This is a genomic window from Dechloromonas sp. TW-R-39-2 (assembly GCF_016864195.1).
In the GTDB taxonomy this organism is placed as follows: domain Bacteria; phylum Pseudomonadota; class Gammaproteobacteria; order Burkholderiales; family Rhodocyclaceae; genus Azonexus.
In genome coordinates this window covers 3,040,480-3,057,618 of the sequence record NZ_CP045202.1, presented here as the reverse complement: position 1 = coordinate 3,057,618, position 17,139 = coordinate 3,040,480, and the positions used below count along the sequence as shown (strand labels likewise).

The 17,139-nt window shown below is 53.7% G+C and carries 18 protein-coding genes; 17 read left to right on the top strand and 1 reads right to left on the bottom strand.

Annotation, left to right across the window (positions count from 1 at the left end):
* Positions 1-93 precede the first annotated feature (93 nt).
* The 11 genes from GBK02_RS14790 to GBK02_RS14740 all read left to right on the top strand — a co-directional run bounded on the left by GBK02_RS14790 (position 94) and on the right by GBK02_RS14740 (position 9,965).
* Positions 94-861: a 3-hydroxyacyl-CoA dehydrogenase gene (locus GBK02_RS14790; protein ID WP_203467373.1), complete on the top strand. Its 768-nt coding sequence runs from the start codon at positions 94-96 to the stop codon at positions 859-861.
* 57 nt (positions 862-918) lie between these two features.
* The gene (locus GBK02_RS14785; protein WP_203467372.1) at positions 919-3,357 is read left to right on the top strand and encodes a heavy metal translocating P-type ATPase; all 2,439 of its coding nucleotides are present in this window, start codon (positions 919-921) and stop codon (positions 3,355-3,357) included.
* Positions 3,357-3,548 carry a cbb3-type cytochrome oxidase assembly protein CcoS gene (ccoS, locus tag GBK02_RS14780; RefSeq protein WP_203467371.1) on the top strand — a complete coding sequence of 64 codons (192 nt, stop codon included), beginning with the start codon at positions 3,357-3,359 and terminating at the stop codon, positions 3,546-3,548. The genes GBK02_RS14785 and ccoS overlap by 1 nt, the downstream gene beginning before the upstream one ends.
* Before the next feature lie 292 nt (positions 3,549-3,840).
* Positions 3,841-5,268, top strand: coding sequence for a cytochrome-c oxidase, cbb3-type subunit I (ccoN, locus tag GBK02_RS14775; RefSeq protein ID WP_203467370.1), 1,428 nt, complete (start codon positions 3,841-3,843; stop codon positions 5,266-5,268).
* A 19-nt stretch (positions 5,269-5,287) separates the two neighbouring features.
* A complete protein-coding gene (gene ccoO, locus GBK02_RS14770) occupies positions 5,288-5,923 on the top strand; it encodes a cytochrome-c oxidase, cbb3-type subunit II (RefSeq protein WP_203469430.1) in 636 nt (211 codons plus the stop codon).
* 3 nt (positions 5,924-5,926) lie between these two features.
* Positions 5,927-6,103, top strand: coding sequence for a cbb3-type cytochrome c oxidase subunit 3 (locus GBK02_RS14765; protein ID WP_203467369.1), 177 nt, complete (start codon positions 5,927-5,929; stop codon positions 6,101-6,103).
* Between the two features lie 15 nt (positions 6,104-6,118).
* Positions 6,119-7,018: a cytochrome-c oxidase, cbb3-type subunit III gene (ccoP, locus tag GBK02_RS14760; protein WP_203467368.1), complete on the top strand. Its 900-nt coding sequence runs from the start codon at positions 6,119-6,121 to the stop codon at positions 7,016-7,018.
* Between the two features lie 121 nt (positions 7,019-7,139).
* Complete coding sequence (gene ccoG, locus GBK02_RS14755) at positions 7,140-8,555, top strand: cytochrome c oxidase accessory protein CcoG (RefSeq protein ID WP_203467367.1); 1,416 nt, start codon at positions 7,140-7,142, stop codon at positions 8,553-8,555.
* A gap of 13 nt (positions 8,556-8,568) precedes the next feature.
* On the top strand, positions 8,569-9,075 hold the full coding sequence (locus tag GBK02_RS14750) for a FixH family protein (protein ID WP_239003054.1): 507 nt from the start codon (positions 8,569-8,571) through the stop codon (positions 9,073-9,075).
* A 24-nt stretch (positions 9,076-9,099) separates the two neighbouring features.
* Complete coding sequence (locus GBK02_RS14745; RefSeq protein ID WP_203467365.1) at positions 9,100-9,240, top strand: DUF3149 domain-containing protein; 141 nt, start codon at positions 9,100-9,102, stop codon at positions 9,238-9,240.
* A gap of 41 nt (positions 9,241-9,281) precedes the next feature.
* Positions 9,282-9,965 carry a hypothetical protein gene (locus GBK02_RS14740; protein WP_203467364.1) on the top strand — a complete coding sequence of 228 codons (684 nt, stop codon included), beginning with the start codon at positions 9,282-9,284 and terminating at the stop codon, positions 9,963-9,965.
* Here the strand turns inward: GBK02_RS14740 and GBK02_RS14735 are convergent.
* Positions 9,944-10,504: an NUDIX hydrolase gene (locus GBK02_RS14735; protein ID WP_371810519.1), complete on the bottom strand. Its 561-nt coding sequence runs from the start codon at positions 10,502-10,504 to the stop codon at positions 9,944-9,946. The two genes, GBK02_RS14740 and GBK02_RS14735, sit on opposite strands and share 22 nt — an antisense overlap.
* Positions 10,505-10,682: 178 nt before the next feature.
* On the opposite strand from GBK02_RS14735, the gene motA reads away from it, so the two are divergent.
* The 6 genes from motA to GBK02_RS14705 all read left to right on the top strand — a co-directional run bounded on the left by motA (position 10,683) and on the right by GBK02_RS14705 (position 17,131).
* Positions 10,683-11,540 carry a flagellar motor stator protein MotA gene (gene motA, locus GBK02_RS14730; RefSeq protein ID WP_203467363.1) on the top strand — a complete coding sequence of 286 codons (858 nt, stop codon included), beginning with the start codon at positions 10,683-10,685 and terminating at the stop codon, positions 11,538-11,540.
* Positions 11,541-11,568: 28 nt separating this feature from the next.
* Complete coding sequence (gene motB / locus GBK02_RS14725) at positions 11,569-12,516, top strand: flagellar motor protein MotB (RefSeq protein ID WP_203467362.1); 948 nt, start codon at positions 11,569-11,571, stop codon at positions 12,514-12,516.
* A 31-nt stretch (positions 12,517-12,547) separates the two neighbouring features.
* Positions 12,548-13,765 carry a methyl-accepting chemotaxis protein gene (locus tag GBK02_RS14720; RefSeq protein ID WP_203467361.1) on the top strand — a complete coding sequence of 406 codons (1,218 nt, stop codon included), beginning with the start codon at positions 12,548-12,550 and terminating at the stop codon, positions 13,763-13,765.
* A gap of 18 nt (positions 13,766-13,783) precedes the next feature.
* Positions 13,784-14,149: a response regulator gene (locus GBK02_RS14715; protein WP_203467360.1), complete on the top strand. Its 366-nt coding sequence runs from the start codon at positions 13,784-13,786 to the stop codon at positions 14,147-14,149.
* Positions 14,150-14,238: 89 nt separating this feature from the next.
* Positions 14,239-16,608 (top strand): chemotaxis protein CheA, encoded by a 2,370-nt coding sequence (cheA, locus tag GBK02_RS14710; RefSeq protein WP_203467359.1) that lies wholly within the window; start codon positions 14,239-14,241, stop codon positions 16,606-16,608.
* 22 nt (positions 16,609-16,630) lie between these two features.
* Entirely contained in the window at positions 16,631-17,131 is a 501-nt protein-coding gene (locus GBK02_RS14705; protein ID WP_203467358.1) for a chemotaxis protein CheW, read from the top strand.
* Positions 17,132-17,139: the final 8 nt, after the last annotated feature.

The following is a 17,139-nucleotide window of genomic DNA, read 5'->3' as shown; positions in this document are numbered from 1 at the left end:
TCCTCTCAGGCCGTTGTAATATGATGCGTTGTTCCATACGGTACCGTCTGGAGAAGGTGCCGATGTTCGTTGTTTTTAAAGGAGAGAGCGGCAATGCAAATCAAAGATAAAGTATTTCTGGTGACTGGGGCTGGTTCTGGTCTGGGCGCTGCGACTGCACGCACGCTGAGCGAAGCGGGTGCAAAAGTTGTCCTGGCGGACCTGAATCGTGATGCAGGTGAAAAACTGGCCGCAGAGCTTGGCGCTGGTGCTCGATTTGTTGAAACCGATGTGGCGAATGAGGCTTCTGCGGTCAACGCGATTCAGACGGCAATTTCTGCATTTGGCGGTTTGCACGGTCTGGTCAATTGCGCGGGGGTTGCTCCGGCTGAAAAAGTGGTTGGCAAGGAAGGCCCGCACAAGCTCGAAAGCTTTGCCAAGGTGATCAACATCAATCTGGTTGGTACTTTTAACATGATTCGTCTGGCCGCCGATGCCATGATGAAAGGTGAGCCCGATGCAGGCGGTGAGCGCGGCGTGATTGTTAATACCGCATCCGTGGCTGCTTACGAAGGTCAGCTTGGGCAGGCAGCCTATGCTGCGTCGAAGGGCGGCATTGTTGCCTTGACCCTGCCTGTTGCCCGTGAGTTGTCGCGCAGCGGCATTCGTGTCATGACTATTGCACCGGGGATCATGGAAACCCCGATGCTGCTTGGTATGCCGCAAGAGGTTCAGGACTCCCTCGGCAAGATGGTTCCGTTCCCTTCGCGCATGGGCAAGCCTGCCGAATATGCCAATCTGGTCAAGCATATCGCTGAGAATTCCTATCTGAACGGAGAGGTCATTCGTCTCGACGGTGCCATCCGGATGGGGACCAAATAAACTATACTTTGGCTCCGCCATCGACCCCCAAAGGCACTTCGGTGCCTTTTTTATTGCATGTCCCAAGCTTCTTGTTATCACTGCGGTCAACCTGTCCCGGGCGATGTAAACCTGCCGGTCACGATTGCCGACCAGCCTCGTCCGATGTGTTGCTATGGCTGCCAGGCTGTGGCTCAGTCGATTGTCGATAACGGATTGACGGACTATTACCGCAGTCGCGATGCCATGCCGGAGTCCCAGCGTGAAGCTTTGCCGGGGATTCTTGATCAGCTGGCGCTATTTGATCATGCCGACTTCCAGAAAAGCTTCGTCAAGGCCCTGGGGGAAACCGAACGCGAGGCTTCCCTGCTGCTTGAAGGGATCACCTGCGCCGCCTGCATCTGGCTCAATGAGCAGCATGTCGGGCGCTTGCCGGGGGTGACGGCGGTTGATATCAACTATGCCACCCGGCGCGCGCGGGTTCGTTGGGATGATTCGCGGGTCCGGCTATCCGACATTCTTGGTGCGATTGCGGCGATCGGCTATCGAGCCTATCCCTACGATGCTGCCAAAAATGAAGAGATATCCCGTGAGGAGCGGCGTGACGCCCTCTGGCGCTTGTGGGTGGCCGGGTTTGGCATGATGCAGGTCATGATGTATGCCTTTCCGGTGTATATCGCAGATGGCGAAATGACCGCTGATGCCGAAAGCCTGATGCGCTGGGCCAGTCTGGTGCTGACCTTGCCGGTGATTTTTTACTCATCAGCCCCGTTCTTTCGGCATGCCTGGCGCGATTTGATGTTGCGTCGTGTTGGGATGGACGTGCCTGTCGCGCTGGGGGTTGGCGCGGCATTTGTTGCCAGCCTCTGGGCGACGGTGACCCAGTCCGGCGAGGTTTATTTCGACTCGGTCACCATGTTTGTCTTTTTCTTGCTGGGCGGCCGTTTCCTGGAAATGACCGCTCGCCAGAAAGCCTTGAGCGTGACGGAGGCGCTGGCCAAGCTATTGCCGGCTTTTGCACAAAAACTCCCGAATTTCCCGGTCGACCGTACGCCTGAGCAGAAAATCGTCGCCGATCTTGTGCCGGGCGATCACATTCTGGTTCGGGCTGGTGACACTATTCCGGCCGACGGGCGGGTCGTTGAAGGTGTCAGTTGTACCAGTGAAGCCTTGTTAACCGGTGAGAGCAAGCCGGTGCCCAAAATGCCGGGAGATCCTGTGACCGGTGGCTCGGTGAATGCAGAAAGTCCGTTGATCGTGCGCGTCGAACAGGTCGGCGAGACGACGCGGCTGTCCGCAATCATCCAGCTTATGGAGCGAGCGGCTGCCGAAAAGCCGAAAATCGTCGAGATGGCCGACCGTGTTGCCAGCTACTTCGTCGCGGTTCTTTTACTAGTGGCGATGCTGGTTGCGGTTGGTTGGTACTTTGTCGATCCATCAAAAATGTTGTGGATCACCGTGTCGGTGCTGGTTGTGACTTGTCCGTGTGCGCTTTCGCTGGCCACGCCGATTGCCTTGACTGTTTCAGCCGGGGCCCTGGCCAAGGACGGTTTGCTGGTTACGCGTGGCCATGCGATCGAAACGCTTGCCCGGGCCAGCCATTTTGTTTTTGACAAAACCGGGACGCTGACAACAGGAAGAATGCGTTTGATTGATGTGATGCCCGTGAGCGATCTCCCTCGAGCTGCTTGTTTGCAGGTTGCAGCAGCACTTGAGCGTTCGTCGGAGCATCCTGTGGCGGTCGCGCTGTGCCGGGCTTCAGACGTTGATGCTTTTTCGGCGGAGCAGGTTATTAGCGAGCCAGGTCAAGGGGTTGAGGCGCTCGTGGCTGGCAAGCGCTATCGCATCGGCCGGCCTGCTTATGTTTTGGGTCTTGGTGGCGGCGTCTTGCCGGATGCTGCGGTCAACTGGCTGGAAAGCGGAGATACGGTGGTTGTCCTGGGCGATGAGCGAGGTTGCCTGGCCTTGTTCCGGATCGGCGATGAAATTCGCGACGAGTCCAAGGCGTTGGTCGATGCCTTGAAACAGGCGGGGAAAAAAGTTGTTTTGCTGACCGGCGACGCTCCTTCTGTCGCCCGGCGTGTTGCGGCCTTGATCGGGATTGATGATGTGCGTGCGGGTGTGACGCCGCAAGGGAAGCATGAATGCGTTGTTACTCTTCAAGCGGAGGGGGCGGTGGTCGCAATGGTCGGAGACGGGGTCAACGATGCGCCGGTGTTGGCTCAAGCCCAGGTGTCTGTTGCCATGGGAGGAGGTGCTCAGCTGGCCCGAACGCAGTCGGATTTTGTCCTGCTTTCGGAAAACCTGGATCACTTGCGGAGAGGTTTGCTCAGGGCGGAGAAAACCCTGCGCATCATCCGCCAGAATCTATGGTGGTCTTTCGCCTACAATTTCGTCGCTTTGCCACTGGCGATTGCCGGGTGGGTAACGCCTTGGTTGGCAGGGATCGGCATGTCGGCCAGCTCCCTGCTCGTTGTTCTTAACTCGTTGCGTATTCAGAAGCAGGAGCATGATTGATGGAAAGTATTTATCTGTTGATTCCCATTTCGGTCATCCTGGTCTTCGGTATCGCCTTTGCCTTCTGGTGGTCGGTGCGTAGCGGGCAGTTCGATGACCTTGAGGGGCCGGGGTTTCGGGTTCTGATGGATGATGAAATGCCCAAGTCTGAGCCGAAAGCCAAGGATTCCGAAAAAGCAGAGAATGTTTGACCTGAATCAACGTTAGTCAGACGCGTTCTTGGCACTATGCTGTCTGTGTGAGGTAAGTGCCTCACGAACATTCTCTGTTGGGGTTGGGGTGCGTTGCGACGCACCCTTTTTTTGTCCACAAATCCCCAATTTGACGTGCTCCCTAATTACTTGGAACTAATTCGGCTTAGATAGTCGGTAGGTTGATCTAGGTCAAAACGTCGCCACTAATCTAGAATACTATCCGCATTCAAGTGCCACCTTGGGTTTAGGGAGGTGTGCATTCCGTTTTTTATTAACGAGAGGTGGGTTCATGTCTGGATCGCAAACCACATATAACGATAAGGTCGTACGGCAGTTTGCTGTCATGACCGTCATTTGGGGCATCGTCGGCATGCTTGTCGGTGTCATCATTGCTGCACAACTTGTGTGGCCGGAGCTGAATATCGGCCCTTGGCTACACTTCGGGCGTCTTCGTCCGTTGCACACCAATGCGGTTATTTTTGCATTTGGTGGCTGTGCGCTTTTTGCAACTTCTTACTGGTGTGTTCAACGTACCAGTCACGCCCGCCTTTGGGGCGGTCCGCTGGTTCCCTTTACGTTCTGGGGCTGGCAAGTCATTATTCTTCTGGCTGCAATTACCCTGCCTTTGGGTATTACCTCCGGCAAGGAATATGCTGAACTCGAATGGCCGATCGATATCCTGATCACGCTGGTCTGGGTTTCATATGCACTGGTTTTCTTCGGAACAGTTGCCAAGCGTACGGTTTCCCACATTTATGTGGCCAACTGGTTCTTTGGTGCCTTCATCATCGCCGTTGCTCTTCTGCATCTGGTTAACAGTGCAGCCGTTCCGGTTTCGCTGACCAAGTCCTACTCGGTGTACTCCGGTGTTCAGGATGCAATGATCCAGTGGTGGTACGGTCACAATGCCGTAGGTTTCTTCCTGACCGCAGGCTTCCTGGGCATGATGTATTACTTCGTGCCGAAGCAGGCTGGTCGTCCGGTTTACTCCTATCGCCTTTCTGTTGTGCACTTCTGGGCCCTGATCTTCACCTACATGTGGGCAGGTCCTCACCATCTGCACTACACCGCACTGCCGGATTGGACCCAGTCTGTCGGTATGATCTTTTCGCTGATTCTGCTGGCTCCGTCCTGGGGTGGCATGATCAACGGCATCATGACGCTGTCTGGCGCATGGCATAAGCTGCGCGACGACCCCGTCCTGAAGTTCCTGATCACTTCGCTGTCCTTCTACGGTATGTCTACCTTCGAAGGCCCGATGATGTCCATCAAGACCGTCAATGCGCTGTCGCACTACACCGACTGGACTGTTGGTCATGTGCACTCTGGCGCCCTTGGTTGGGTTGCCATGGTGTCGATCGGTTCGATCTACTATCTTCTGCCGAAACTCTTTGGCAAGTCGGAAATGTATAGCACCAAGCTGGTTACGACCCACTTCTGGATCGCCACCATCGGTACCGTGCTGTATATCGCTTCGATGTGGATTGCCGGTGTGATGCAGGGTCTGATGTGGCGCGCAGTGAATGCCGACGGTACGCTGGCTTACAGCTTCGTCGAGTCAGTCAAGGGTTCCTATCCGTTCTGGGCGATCCGTTGGTTGGGTGGCGTTCTGTTCCTGTCCGGCATGCTGATCATGGCCTATAACATGTTCAAGACGATTGCTGGTGGCAAGACGCAAGACGTGCCGGTGGTTGTTCCGGTCGCTCACCACGCCTGATTAGGGAGAAATAATAATGATCAAGCACGAGCAAATTGAAAAAAGCGTTGGTCTGCTCATCGTTCTGACGCTGCTTACCGTGATTTGGGGTGGTCTGCTCGAAATCGTTCCGCTCTTTTTCCAGAAGTCGACCACGACACCGGTTGAAGGTCTGAAGCCTTATTCGGCAGTCCAACTGGCCGGTCGCGATATTTATGTTCGCGAGGGTTGTTTCCTCTGCCATTCGCAGATGATTCGCCCGTTCCGTGCAGAGACTGAGCGCTACGGCCACTATTCGGTTGCTGGTGAATATGTCTACGATCACCCGTTCCAGTGGGGTTCGAAGCGTACCGGTCCGGATCTGCATCGCGTTGGCGGCCGTTACTCCGATGAGTGGCAGCGTGCACACTTGATGAATCCTCGCGACGTGGTGCCAGAGTCCAACATGCCGGCTTTTGCCTTCCTGGCAAATACCAAGGCTAAGGATTCGGTTGGCGCTGATATCGAAGCCAAGATGCAGGTGATGCGTGGCTACGCTAATGCACGGAGTATCCCGACTTATACCGATGAAGATATCAAGGCTGCCAAAGCCGCTATCGGTGACAAGACGGAAATGGATGTTCTCATTGCATACCTGCAAGGCCTGGGTACTGCACTGAGCACCATGAAGCAATAAGCCATGGACATCAATGATCTGCGTTCCATCACAACAGTTTTAGGGTTGCTCTGCTTCCTGGGGATTGTTGCATGGGCTTACGGCAAAGGCAGCAAAAAGGGGTTTGAAGAAGCTGCAAACTTGCCGTTCGCAGGGAATGATGACGACGGTGCGGTGTCTCGTACATCGCACCAGCGCTGAGATAAAGGAAAGCAAATGAGCGATTTCGTTAGCGATTTTTGGAACCTGTACGTCGTAGTGATCGTCACGGGAAGTATTCTTGCCTGTGTTGCACTGCTGATCATTCAGGGCAAAGCGACTTTCACTCCTGGCAAGACCATGGGTCATGTTTGGGATGAGACTCTTGAGGAGTACAACAATCCAATGCCACGCTGGTGGACCTGGATGTTTGTCATTACCGTGATTTTTGCGTTTGTTTATTTGGCGCTCTATCCGGGACTTGGCAACTTCAAGGGGATGCTGGGCTGGACGGCTGTTGGTCAGCACAAAGCCGAGGTGGCTAAAGTCGATGCAGCGGTCAAGCCGTTGTTCGACAAATACCTGGCGATGGATGTCAAGGCGGTGGCTGCAGATAAGCAGGCGATGGAAATGGGCAAACGTCTTTTTCTGACCTACTGCATGCAATGTCACGGTGCTGATGCGCGTGGAGCCAAGGGCTTCCCGAACCTGACCGACAGTGATTGGCTGTATGGCGGTGAGCCGGAACAGATCAAACAAACCATTGCTGATGGTCGTATGGGCGTCATGCCTCCGCACGCTCAGTTGGGTGCTGATACTGTGAAGGACTTGGCCAATTTCGTTCGTTCCCTCTCTGGTTTGCCGAGCGACTCCGTGCGTGCTGCCAAGGGCAAGGAAGCCTTTGCTTCTGCCGGTTGCCTGGGCTGTCATGGTCCTGAAGGCAAGGGGATGCATGCTGTTGGTGCTCCCAACCTGACTGACAAAGTCTGGCTCTACGGTTCATCTGAAGCAACCATCTCTGAAACGATCAACAATGGTCGTCAGAACAAGATGCCGGCCTGGAAGGAATTCCTTGGCGAAGCCAAGGTGCATTTGTTGTCTGCCTATGTGTTCAGCTTGAGCCAAGGCGCCAAGTAATTGGCTTGAAACGGGGCGGTGATCCGCCCCGTTTTTCCTACGGAGTTTTCCCGTACCAAAATTGCGTTATTCGGCAGGGTGAATTGACGCAAAAGCGGAATTTTGATACGGCTAAAATCATATGATCTCTCCCGAACCACCTCCTTCTCTCTCGGAGAGCGTGCCTCCCGTAGTCGTTTCCTTCTACGAAAAGCACAAAAAAATCTACATTCGAGATGTCCGCGGATGGTGGAATACTTGGCGCTGGGTACTGGTTTGGCTGACGCAAATCATTTTTTTCGGCACGCCATGGCTGCAGTGGAATGATCGGCAGGCCGTGCTTTTTCACCTTGCTGAGCGTAAGTTTTATCTGTTTGGCTTGGTACTCTGGCCGCAGGATGTTTTTTACCTGGCGCTGCTGCTGATTATTTCTGCGTATGCTCTTTTCCTGTTTACTGCAATTGCCGGGCGGCTCTTTTGCGGCTACGCATGTCCACAGACTGTTTATTCAGAAATATTCATGTGGATCGAAAACCGGGTAGAAGGAGATCGTGCTTCGCGCATGAAGCTCGATAAAGCCGAAATTACATTCCGGAAGTTTCGACTGAAGGCACTGAAGCATCTTATTTGGATAGTCTTGTCGTTGTGGACAGGCTTTACTCTGGTGGCTTATTTCACGCCTGTTGCTGAACTGCTGAATGCCTTGCCGTTTGGACTGTCTGGCTGGGAGTTGTTCTGGATGCTGTTTTATGCAGGGTTTTGCTACATGCAAGCTGGTTTTTTGCGTGAGCAGGTCTGTAAATACATGTGCCCCTATGCTCGTTTTCAGGGAGTGATGTTCGATCCGGATACTCTGGTCATTACATACGATGCAACCCGAGGGGATCCGCGGGGGGCAAGAAAAAAGAAAGTCGATAAATCGCTGCAACTGGGTGATTGCGTCGATTGTGGCCTATGCGTAGTGGTGTGCCCAACGGGGATTGATATTCGCAAGGGGATTCAGTACGAATGTATTGGCTGCGGCGCCTGCATTGATGCGTGCGATCCGGTGATGGAAAAAATTGGGGCACCGCGTGGCTTGATTCGGTACACAACAGAAAACGCACTGGCCAGACATTTTTCCCCGACAGATATCGCCAAACATATTTTGCGGCCCCGGATTATGGTGTACACCGCAATTCTTGTGGCGATTACGCTGGCTTCGGCGGTTTCTTTGGCGGTTCGAGTTCCATTGAAAGTGGACGTTATTCGGGATCGCTCACTTCTTGCTCGTGAGGCAGAAGATGGTCGCATCGAGAATGTTTACAACCTGAAGATCATGAATACGACAGAGGCGGCTCAACGATATGCACTGAAAGTCGATGGTCTTGGTGGTGCAGAAATCGTCGGAGAACCCAGCGTTTCGGTTGGCAGTGCCGAGAATCATGAAATAACGGTTGTGGTTCGTGTGCCGCCAGATGTTGGGAATAAAGGCGCCAACTCGATTTTTTTCGATATAAAGGCTCTCGGTCACGATCATATTTCTGTTCGTGAAAAGGCCACTTTTTTGATGCCCTGATATGAGTATTTCAATGACAATGCGTGATAAATCAGCTTGGTACAAGCACCCGTGGCCCTGGATCTTGATGGCGGGGCCGGGGTTGGTGATTGTCGCTGGTGTTGTAACTGTCTGGCTGGCTGTGGTCAGTAATGACGGTCTGGTTACTGATGATTATTACAAGCAGGGACTCGCCGTCAATCAGCGCATGCATCGTGATCACCAAGCTAGCGCTCTTGGTTTGCATGCAGATTTGATGCGCTCGGACGGCAAGGTTCGGTTGCTGCTTGGCGCGGCCGCCGAGGTCTCGTTACCTGAGACGCTTGTGGTGAAGTTGGCACATCCGACTCGTGCCGGACAGGATCAACTGGTCGAGATGAAAGCGGAAGGGCAAGGGTTTTACAGTGGGCAATTGCTTGCTGATGTGAGTGGTCGTTGGGTAATTTCAATAGAGGATCCGGCTGGCCAGTGGCGCTTGCAAGGGGAGTGGGTTGCTGATTCTGGCGAGCCGCTTCGGCTGGAAACCAAACTTGAGAAGTAATTTTTTAGCTACGGGAGGTGACATATGGCATGGGAACTGTTGTTTGGCAGTGATATTGGTCTGATGAGCTTGGGCGTTATTGTTGGCGTCTTGGTGATCGGGGTGATCATGGGCAAATTGTATTCCAGTAAGGTTGAGGAAGAGTCCCGCGGTCTCGGCAAGTAAATTTATTTGTCATTTCGCCCCGGTGGGCGGATTATTCCCCCGTGCAGGTTTTCTGCCGGGGGATTTTGTTTTTGGGAACAAGAAAACTATTCAAGGCACTTCTGCTTTCTTTAGTGGTTCACCTGTTTTTTCTAGGGGGTTGGGCCGCAGTCTCAAAAGGTTCTGCTCGGCCAGCAAGACGTATCGACGTAACGATTGCTCCTGTCCGACTTGAAACGCAGAAAAGTGAACCAACGCCTGATTTTTCGGCAGGAAAACAGGTGCAGGCGGCGCAACGTCGCGGTCAACGGTCATTAAATCCGAAAAAAGCTGAACTTGGTGAGCGTACTTCCAGTGACGCAGCAACCAAGGCTGCCATACGGAATACTGAGTCTGGTATCCGGTCAGCCGAGTCTGATTTGACGGCTGATGGCGGGAGTGTCGTTAATCGCGAGGGGATTCAACAATATCGCTTTGATCTGGCAAGAAAAATGCGGGGATGGCGTCCCCCTGTCGCTGTGGCAACAGGGGGCTTGGCAGAGGATGTTGTGTTGCTACGGGTCGAAAGCATGCACGGCAGCAACATTCCCGGGGTCGTTCTGGTGCGTTCTAGTGGAAATCGTACGCTGGATGATTTTGCCTATGAATCGCTCAAAAGGGCGGTCGGCTTTACGCCTGTACCTGAGGCCCTGGGCCAATCAGCATTCAGCTTCGTGGTGCCGATTCACTCTTGGCTTGCTGAGTGAGACTCCAGTGCGCTTAGTTCCGCTTCGTGAAAGTTGAAGCTTCCAGCGTCGCGATCCTTTAAATAAAGGGCGATACAATGATGGACGCTTTCAAAAGATAGCGTTTTCCAAGGAATATTTTCAGGTAAGAACAGGGCAACTTCCAGGCTTTCTTCGCCTGCGGCATAACTGGGAGATGAGAGTTTCCCACGGTAAAAAAGATGTACTTGATTGATTTCAGCCATGTTGAACATCGCAAATGCCTGGTCAATTTCGACTGTCGCTCCGGATTCTTCCAGTGTTTCGCGTTTGGCAGCCTGTGCCGTCGTCTCCCCGTTTTCCATAAAGCCGGCGGGAAGTGTCCAGAATCCTTTTCGAGGCTCAATCGCACGTCGGCAAAGTAGTATTTTTCCTGACCATTCGGCGATGCAGCCCACGATCATTCGTGGATTTTCGTAGTGAATGTGCCCGCACAGAGAGCAGACGTGGCGGAGCATGGTGTCGCCGGCAGGAATCAAGCGTGTGACAGTGGCACCACAAGAATTGCAGTAGCGAATCATCGAAAGCATGGGCGGTAAAAGATTAGGCAGTTTATCACTCGCCAAGTCCCGGAATCACCAATGGAGCAAGGGGAAACGCATTTCTTCCTTTGCACTCGGTCGATGCCTGTGGCTACAATGGCGAACACTAATAAGGACATCTGCGCCGGCTTGATATCGGCGCGGTCGGGGGTTCCACATGTTTCTGATCATTGGTTATGTCGTCATTCTTGCGGCTGCGCTGGGCACTTACGCTGTTCACGGCAGTCTTCTTGCGCTTTGGGTTCCGCTTGAATACGTCGCCATTATCGGCCTGACGATCGGATACTTCATTGCCTCGAACAGTATTGGCGTCATCAAGGCGACTGTTGGTGCCGTACCCGGTATCTTGAAGGGCTCAAAGTTCACCAAGGCGTATTACATCGATGCGCTGGCCATGCTGTTTGAAATTCTTGGCAAGGTGCGCAAAGAGGGTTTGATGTCGATCGAAAGTGACATTGAGAACCCGGATGCCAGCCCTATTTTCAGCAAGTACCCTGGGTTGGTGCACGACCATCATGTGATGGAGTTTGTGACCGATTACTTGCGCATGATGGTGGGCGGTAATCTGAATACGGTTGAAATCGAAAGTCTGATGGACGTTGAACTGGAAACGCATCATCACGAAGCTGCCGAACCAGGCCATGTGGTGGCAAATATTGCCGGTTCGGTTCCTGCGTTCGGTATTGTGGTTGCGGTGATGGGCGTGGTTAACGTGATGGGCTCGGTGGGCAGTCCTCCTGCTGTTCTTGGCAAGATGATCGGCGGCGCGTTGGTCGGTACCTTCCTGGGTATTCTGATTGCCTATGGCTTTGTCGAACCGATTGCCAAGTTGCTTGAACAAAAAGCCCACGAAGACGCAAAAATTTACCAGATGATCAAAATGGTGCTGCTGGCTTCGATGTCCGGTTATGCCCCTCAGGTCGCAGTAGAGTTCGGGCGCAAAACGCTGAACTCGCATTCTCGCCCGAGTTTCCGTGAGCTTGAGGAAGACCTCAAGTCACGTAAAGGCAAGTAACGACGCTACATAAAACAGAGCCAGATAAATGAGCGACGACTCTACCCGCCCTATAGTCATCAAACGCAAGAAAGTCATTGCGGGCGGAGCGCACGGCGGTGCGTGGAAAATTGCCTATGCTGACTTTGTGACGGCAATGATGGCGTTTTTCCTTTTGATGTGGTTGCTGGGCTCCACCGCCAAGGGGGATCTGCAAGGTATTGCTTCCTTCTTTCAGAATCCGGTAAAGGTCGCTCAGGCTGGGGGGAGTGGGTCTGGAGATGCAACCAGTGTGTTGCAGGGTGGGGGCAAGGATTTGACGCGCCAAGCCGGGCAAGTGAAGCAAGGGGATGTCGAGGCAAAAAAAACCACCTCGTTCTCGAAAGAGGCTCAGGTTGAGTTTCGTCGCAAAGAGCAGGAGCGTCTCGAGGTTCTCAAAGCTGACATACAAAAAATGATTGAGCAAAGCCCACAGCTTGCGCAATTCAAAAAGCAGATGCTGCTCGATATTACTTCCGAGGGTTTGCGGATTCAGATCGTCGATGAGCAAAACCGTCCGATGTTCGACTCAAGTAGTGCCGATTTGAAGCCCTACACGCGAGACATCCTTCGCCAGATCGGGAAAGCATTGAATGGCGTCAGCAACCGGATCAGCCTGGCTGGGCATACCGATGCGGCGCAATTCGTCGGGGGCGCCCAAGGTTTTTCGAATTGGGAGTTGTCCGCCAATCGGGCCAATGCTTCACGGCGCGAGTTGGTTCTGGGTGGGCTTGAGGACGGTAAGGTTTTGAGAGTGGTCGGTTTGGCATCTACTGTCCTGTTCGACAAGAATGACCCGCTGAACTCCGTCAACCGGCGCATTAGTATCGTTGTCTTGAACCAGCGGACCGAGGATGCAATCCTGCAGGAAGAGGGGCCGGAGTCGGAAGTGGCCAATCCGGAAACAGTACCCCAAGGTCTGATTCTGCCCGGCGTCGCAAAAGGCACCTCGGGTTAGGTCCGCCTGCTGATCGGGTAAAAGGAGCCGAATGAGACCTAACGGTAAATTGCTGGCAATCGGCCTTGGATGTTCAGTGGTCGTACTTGCGTTATTGCTCGCATTCGATCCGGCGGTACGCTCTTTTTCATTTGTTGGCGGGATGTGCGTTTTGGTGGGTGGGTGGTTGTTTGCCGTTTCCCGTACAACAGGTGTTGCGGCGGGTCAGCCTCTTTCCTCGATTCAGGTGAGTGCGGATCGTTTGGTTGCCGAGCACAGCAGTGAAGCAATTGTTCGTGTTTCAACTGAGTTTGCTACCCAGCTTACTGAAATTCGGGGTGAGGTTTCCAGGGCACAAAATATCTTTACCGAAGCCATCGATCAGTTGATTGGCAGTTTTCAAAGCATGAATCTGCAAATTCGCCGTCAGCAACAACTCGGCATGCAGATTGTTGCTGGCGGTGCCGATGGGAGCTCTGTGGCTGAGTTTCAAGATTTTGCGACCAAGACATCGGAAACTTTGCGCCAGTTTGTTGATAGCGTTGTCGAGAACTCACGCCTGGCGATGTCGCTGGTTGAAATGACCGAGCGGATTACAACGCAGATGCGGGATGTGCGCGGCATGCTCGGTGAGATCGAGGGCATTGCGAAACAAACCAATTTGCTCGCGCTGAATGCAGCGATAGAAGCTGCGCGTGCGGGAGAGGCTGGGCGCGGGTTTGCGGTAGTTGCCGATGAGGTGCGGGACCTTTCTGGTCGGACCAGTCACTTCAGTCTTCAAATCAGAGGCGCACTGGCCAAAATGCAGCTTACTATTGAGGCCACCGAACAGGCGATTAACCAGATGGCAGCTCAGGACATGACTTTTGCCCTGACATCCAAAAGTGATGTGGAAGTTGCCATGACGGGAATTGAAGAGATGAATCGACGAACCGGTGAAACCGTCGGTGAGTTGAATGTGATTGCAGAGCAGGTAGAGGCCGCGGTTAATCAGGCAATTATTTCGTTGCAGTTCCAGGATATGGTGACCCAATTGCTGGGCCATGTGAAACGTCGCCTGGATGTACTTGATGAAGTGGTGGAAGATGAGCAGCAGATGGCCCTTGCGCTCAAAAATACCAGCGACCCTGATGGTGCCTTGCGAATGTTGGATAATCTGCGGGAACATGTGGACATGCTCTCCGAAAAATTGAATGCTCTTAAACAGGGCGTAAGTAACAATCCAGTCAGTCAAACCGGCTACGACAGCGGTGAAGTTGAGTTGTTCTGATTTATATACGAGGAAAAAATGGCAAAAACCATTCTTGCAGTTGATGACTCCGCCTCCATCCGTCAGATGGTGTCGTTCACCCTGAAAAGCGCTGGCTACGATGTAGTTGAAGCCGTTGATGGGATGGATGGCCTCGACAAAGCCAAGACGAGAAGCGTCAATCTGGTCCTGACCGACCAGAATATGCCGCGCATGGATGGACTGTCCTTGATTAAAAATTTGCGTGGTATGCCGCAATACGCGTCAACGCCGATCCTGATGCTGACGACCGAGTCATCCGATGCCATGAAGGCTCAGGGACGCGCTGCCGGAGCAACAGGTTGGCTGGTCAAACCGTTTGATCCGCAGAAACTGATTGAAGTCGTGCGCAAGGTCATCGGATAAGCCGATGTCGACAAACCAGTCTTTGACTGGTATTCCTTGCATTCGATTTCCGGCCGCGACGTTGGGCGCTGCCGTGGTGAGGGGGTAGCATGGCTATCGACATGAGTCAGTTCTACCAGGTGTTCTTCGAGGAATCGGCAGAGCATCTGGCGGCAATGGAGTCGCTTCTGCTTGATCTGGATCTTGAAAATCCAGATTCCGAGCAACTCAATGCCATCTTTCGGGCCGCGCATTCGATCAAGGGCAGTGCGGGGACTTTCGGCTTTACCGATCTGGCTGAAACGACGCACATCCTGGAAAACCTGCTTGATCGCATTCGGAAGCAGGAGTTGGCGTTGCGCGCCGATATGGTCGATGCCTTCCTGCAGTGCGGGGATCAATTGCGCGAGATGCTGGAGGCGCACCAAGGCCGAGGGGAAACAGATCCCAAGGCGGTTGAAGAGATTTGTGCCCGTCTGCGCCAATTGTCATCTGATGACGCGCCGCCTTCCGCCAATGTCGCAGAGACTCAGCCAAAGTCTGGCCCTGTCGCTGTGCCGGCAGAAAGTAAGGTCGACTCAGCGTCGACCGCAGGACTCGAAGGCAAGCACGTTTTCGATATCCAGTTTGTTCCGACAGAGATTTCTGCCCGCGGCGAGGGGGTTGTCAATCTTCTTGATGAGTTGCGCGGTTACGGAGAGCTGGAAGTCTTGGTCCGTCCGGACGCCGCCGCAAATAACGTGGGCTTTTGGCAACTTCGCTTGATCACTCAATCTGCGCAGGACGATTTTGCAGATCAGATCGACTTCATCGCGGATAACGGTGCCTGGCGTGTTACTGAAGACAAGTCAGTCGCTGATAACGGGACTTCGGCCTTTGGTTTCTTCGACGACTCTCCCGGAGCGCCGGATGACGATCGAGGTTATGGCTTCTTTGAGGCCCTTGATCAAACTGGCGAATCCCCTTCTCAGGACGTCACGGTCGACGATGCTTCCTATGGCTTTTTTGAACCGCTTCCGGCGCAGTCTCCTGTGCCAGTAGTGAGCAGCGTTGAGGAGGGGGATGGTTACGGCTTTTTTGAGCCGATCGCACCGGTCCCGTCATCCGTCGTTAATGCCCCCCTTGTTGCCGAGCAGGGTGATGGGTTCGGCTTTTTTGAACCGCTTGTTCCGCCGGCCCCTGAAGCCTCCGCCGATACTCCTGCGATTGAGCCGGTGAGTGTGGCATCGGTTGCATCCAAGCCTGTTGCTGAAGCACCCGCCCGCGCAGCACGTACTGGTGGCGGTGCTCAGGCGGCTTCCGACTCATCGATTCGGGTCAGTATCGAAAAAGTTGATCAACTGATCAATCTGGTTGGCGAACTGGTGATTACCCAGGCAATGTTGCTCCAGACCTCGACCCAGATGCAGGAAAGTGCACCTGAGCGCCTGATCAACGGCTTGGCCCAGCTGGAGCGTAATACGCGTGATTTGCAAGAGTCCGTGATGTCCATCCGGATGATGCCGATTTCCTTTGTCTTCTCGCGCTTTCCTCGCGTTGTGCGTGACTTGTCAGGCAAGCTGGGCAAGCAGGTCGAGTTGAAAACTTCCGGTGAAACAACTGAGCTCGACAAGAGCCTGATCGAACGGATTACCGATCCGCTGACCCACTTGATCCGGAACAGCCTTGATCATGGCATCGAGTCGCCGGAAAAGCGCGTCGCCGCAGGCAAGAGTCCGGTTGGGACCATTACGCTCCGGGCCTATCATCAGGGTGGCAACATCGTTATCGAGGTTGGCGACGATGGTGCCGGGTTGCCGCGAAACAAGATTCTCGCCAAGGCGCGTGAAAAAGGTCTGCAGGTTTCCGATCAGATGACGGATGCTGAAGTGTTCAACCTGATTTTTGAGGCTGGATTTTCCACCGCAGATCAGGTCACTGATGTTTCCGGACGTGGGGTTGGCATGGATGTGGTCCGTCGCAATATCCAGGCGATGGGCGGTCGGGTCGAAATCGAGTCGATGCTCGGGGTCGGCACGCGAATGACGGTACGTTTGCCGCTGACGCTGGCCATTCTCGACGGAATGTCTGTGGCAGTCGGCGACCAGACCTATATCTTGCCGCTCTCCTACGTGGTCGAATCCTTGCAGCCGCAACAGGGCGATATCAAAACCCTGTCGAATCAGGCGCGCGTCATTCAGGTTCGTGGCGAATATTTGCCAGTGGTCGTTTTGCACGAAGTCTTCAACATCAAGTCAGGCTGGAGCGATTTCACGCAGGGCATCATGGTCGTGCTCGATGCCGATGGGACAAAAGCGGCGCTTTTTGTCGATGCGCTGGTTGGCCAGCATCAAGTGGTCATCAAGAGTCTTGAGGCAAATTACCGGCGTGTCGCTGGCGTGTCTGGCGCAACCATCATGGGAGACGGCCATGTGGCTCTGATCCTTGATGTCTCGGCAATTGCCGGTATGGCTAAATCGAATATGCAGAAAGCCGGCTGACGGCTGAACCAAGGAGCAACGTATGGAAGCGAAGACACATGGTGGCGTGACGGTGGCAGAAGATGACCTGATTGCCAGTGAGTTTCTGACCTTTACGCTGGGCAGCGAAGAGTATGCAATCGATATCCTCAAGGTGCAGGAGATTCGAGGCTATGAACCGCCGACCTTGATTGCCAATTCACCCCCCTTCATCAAGGGCGTGATTAATCTGCGCGGCATTATCGTTCCCATTGTTGACCTGAGAATCAAGTTCAACCTGGGCAAAATCGAATACACCCCTTTCACGGTCGTGATCATTTTGAATGTGGCCGGCCGAGTGATTGGTGTCGTGGTCGACAGCGTTTCCGATGTCATTTCGCTGACGTCAAGCCAGATCAGGCCGGCGCCCGATTTTTCCGGCAGTTTTGATACCAAGTACATTCTCGGGCTTGCTTCGCAGGATTCCCGCATGATGATCGTGACCGATATTGAACGTCTCATGACCAGTGCCGACATGGAACTGATCGATAGCGCTGCCGCCTGATACTGGCT

Bases quoted from the DNA above. Each gene is read 5' to 3' on its own strand.
- GBK02_RS14790 (WP_203467373.1), top strand. From the start codon at position 94: ATGCAAATCAAAGATAAAGTATTTCTGGTGACTGGGGCTGGTTCTGGT.
- GBK02_RS14785 (WP_203467372.1), top strand. From the start codon at position 919: ATGTCCCAAGCTTCTTGTTATCACTGCGGTCAACCTGTCCCGGGCGAT.
- ccoS (WP_203467371.1), top strand. From the start codon at position 3,357: ATGGAAAGTATTTATCTGTTGATTCCCATTTCGGTCATCCTGGTCTTC.
- ccoN (WP_203467370.1), top strand. From the start codon at position 3,841: ATGTCTGGATCGCAAACCACATATAACGATAAGGTCGTACGGCAGTTT.
- GBK02_RS14765 (WP_203467369.1), top strand. From the start codon at position 5,927: ATGGACATCAATGATCTGCGTTCCATCACAACAGTTTTAGGGTTGCTC.
- ccoP (WP_203467368.1), top strand. From the start codon at position 6,119: ATGAGCGATTTCGTTAGCGATTTTTGGAACCTGTACGTCGTAGTGATC.
- ccoG (WP_203467367.1), top strand. From the start codon at position 7,140: ATGATCTCTCCCGAACCACCTCCTTCTCTCTCGGAGAGCGTGCCTCCC.
- GBK02_RS14750 (WP_239003054.1), top strand. From the start codon at position 8,569: ATGACAATGCGTGATAAATCAGCTTGGTACAAGCACCCGTGGCCCTGG.
- GBK02_RS14745 (WP_203467365.1), top strand. From the start codon at position 9,100: ATGGCATGGGAACTGTTGTTTGGCAGTGATATTGGTCTGATGAGCTTG.
- GBK02_RS14735 (WP_371810519.1), bottom strand. From the start codon at position 10,504: ATGATTCGCTACTGCAATTCTTGTGGTGCCACTGTCACACGCTTGATT.
- motA (WP_203467363.1), top strand. From the start codon at position 10,683: ATGTTTCTGATCATTGGTTATGTCGTCATTCTTGCGGCTGCGCTGGGC.
- motB (WP_203467362.1), top strand. From the start codon at position 11,569: ATGAGCGACGACTCTACCCGCCCTATAGTCATCAAACGCAAGAAAGTC.
- GBK02_RS14720 (WP_203467361.1), top strand. From the start codon at position 12,548: ATGAGACCTAACGGTAAATTGCTGGCAATCGGCCTTGGATGTTCAGTG.
- GBK02_RS14715 (WP_203467360.1), top strand. From the start codon at position 13,784: ATGGCAAAAACCATTCTTGCAGTTGATGACTCCGCCTCCATCCGTCAG.
- cheA (WP_203467359.1), top strand. From the start codon at position 14,239: ATGGCTATCGACATGAGTCAGTTCTACCAGGTGTTCTTCGAGGAATCG.
- GBK02_RS14705 (WP_203467358.1), top strand. From the start codon at position 16,631: ATGGAAGCGAAGACACATGGTGGCGTGACGGTGGCAGAAGATGACCTG.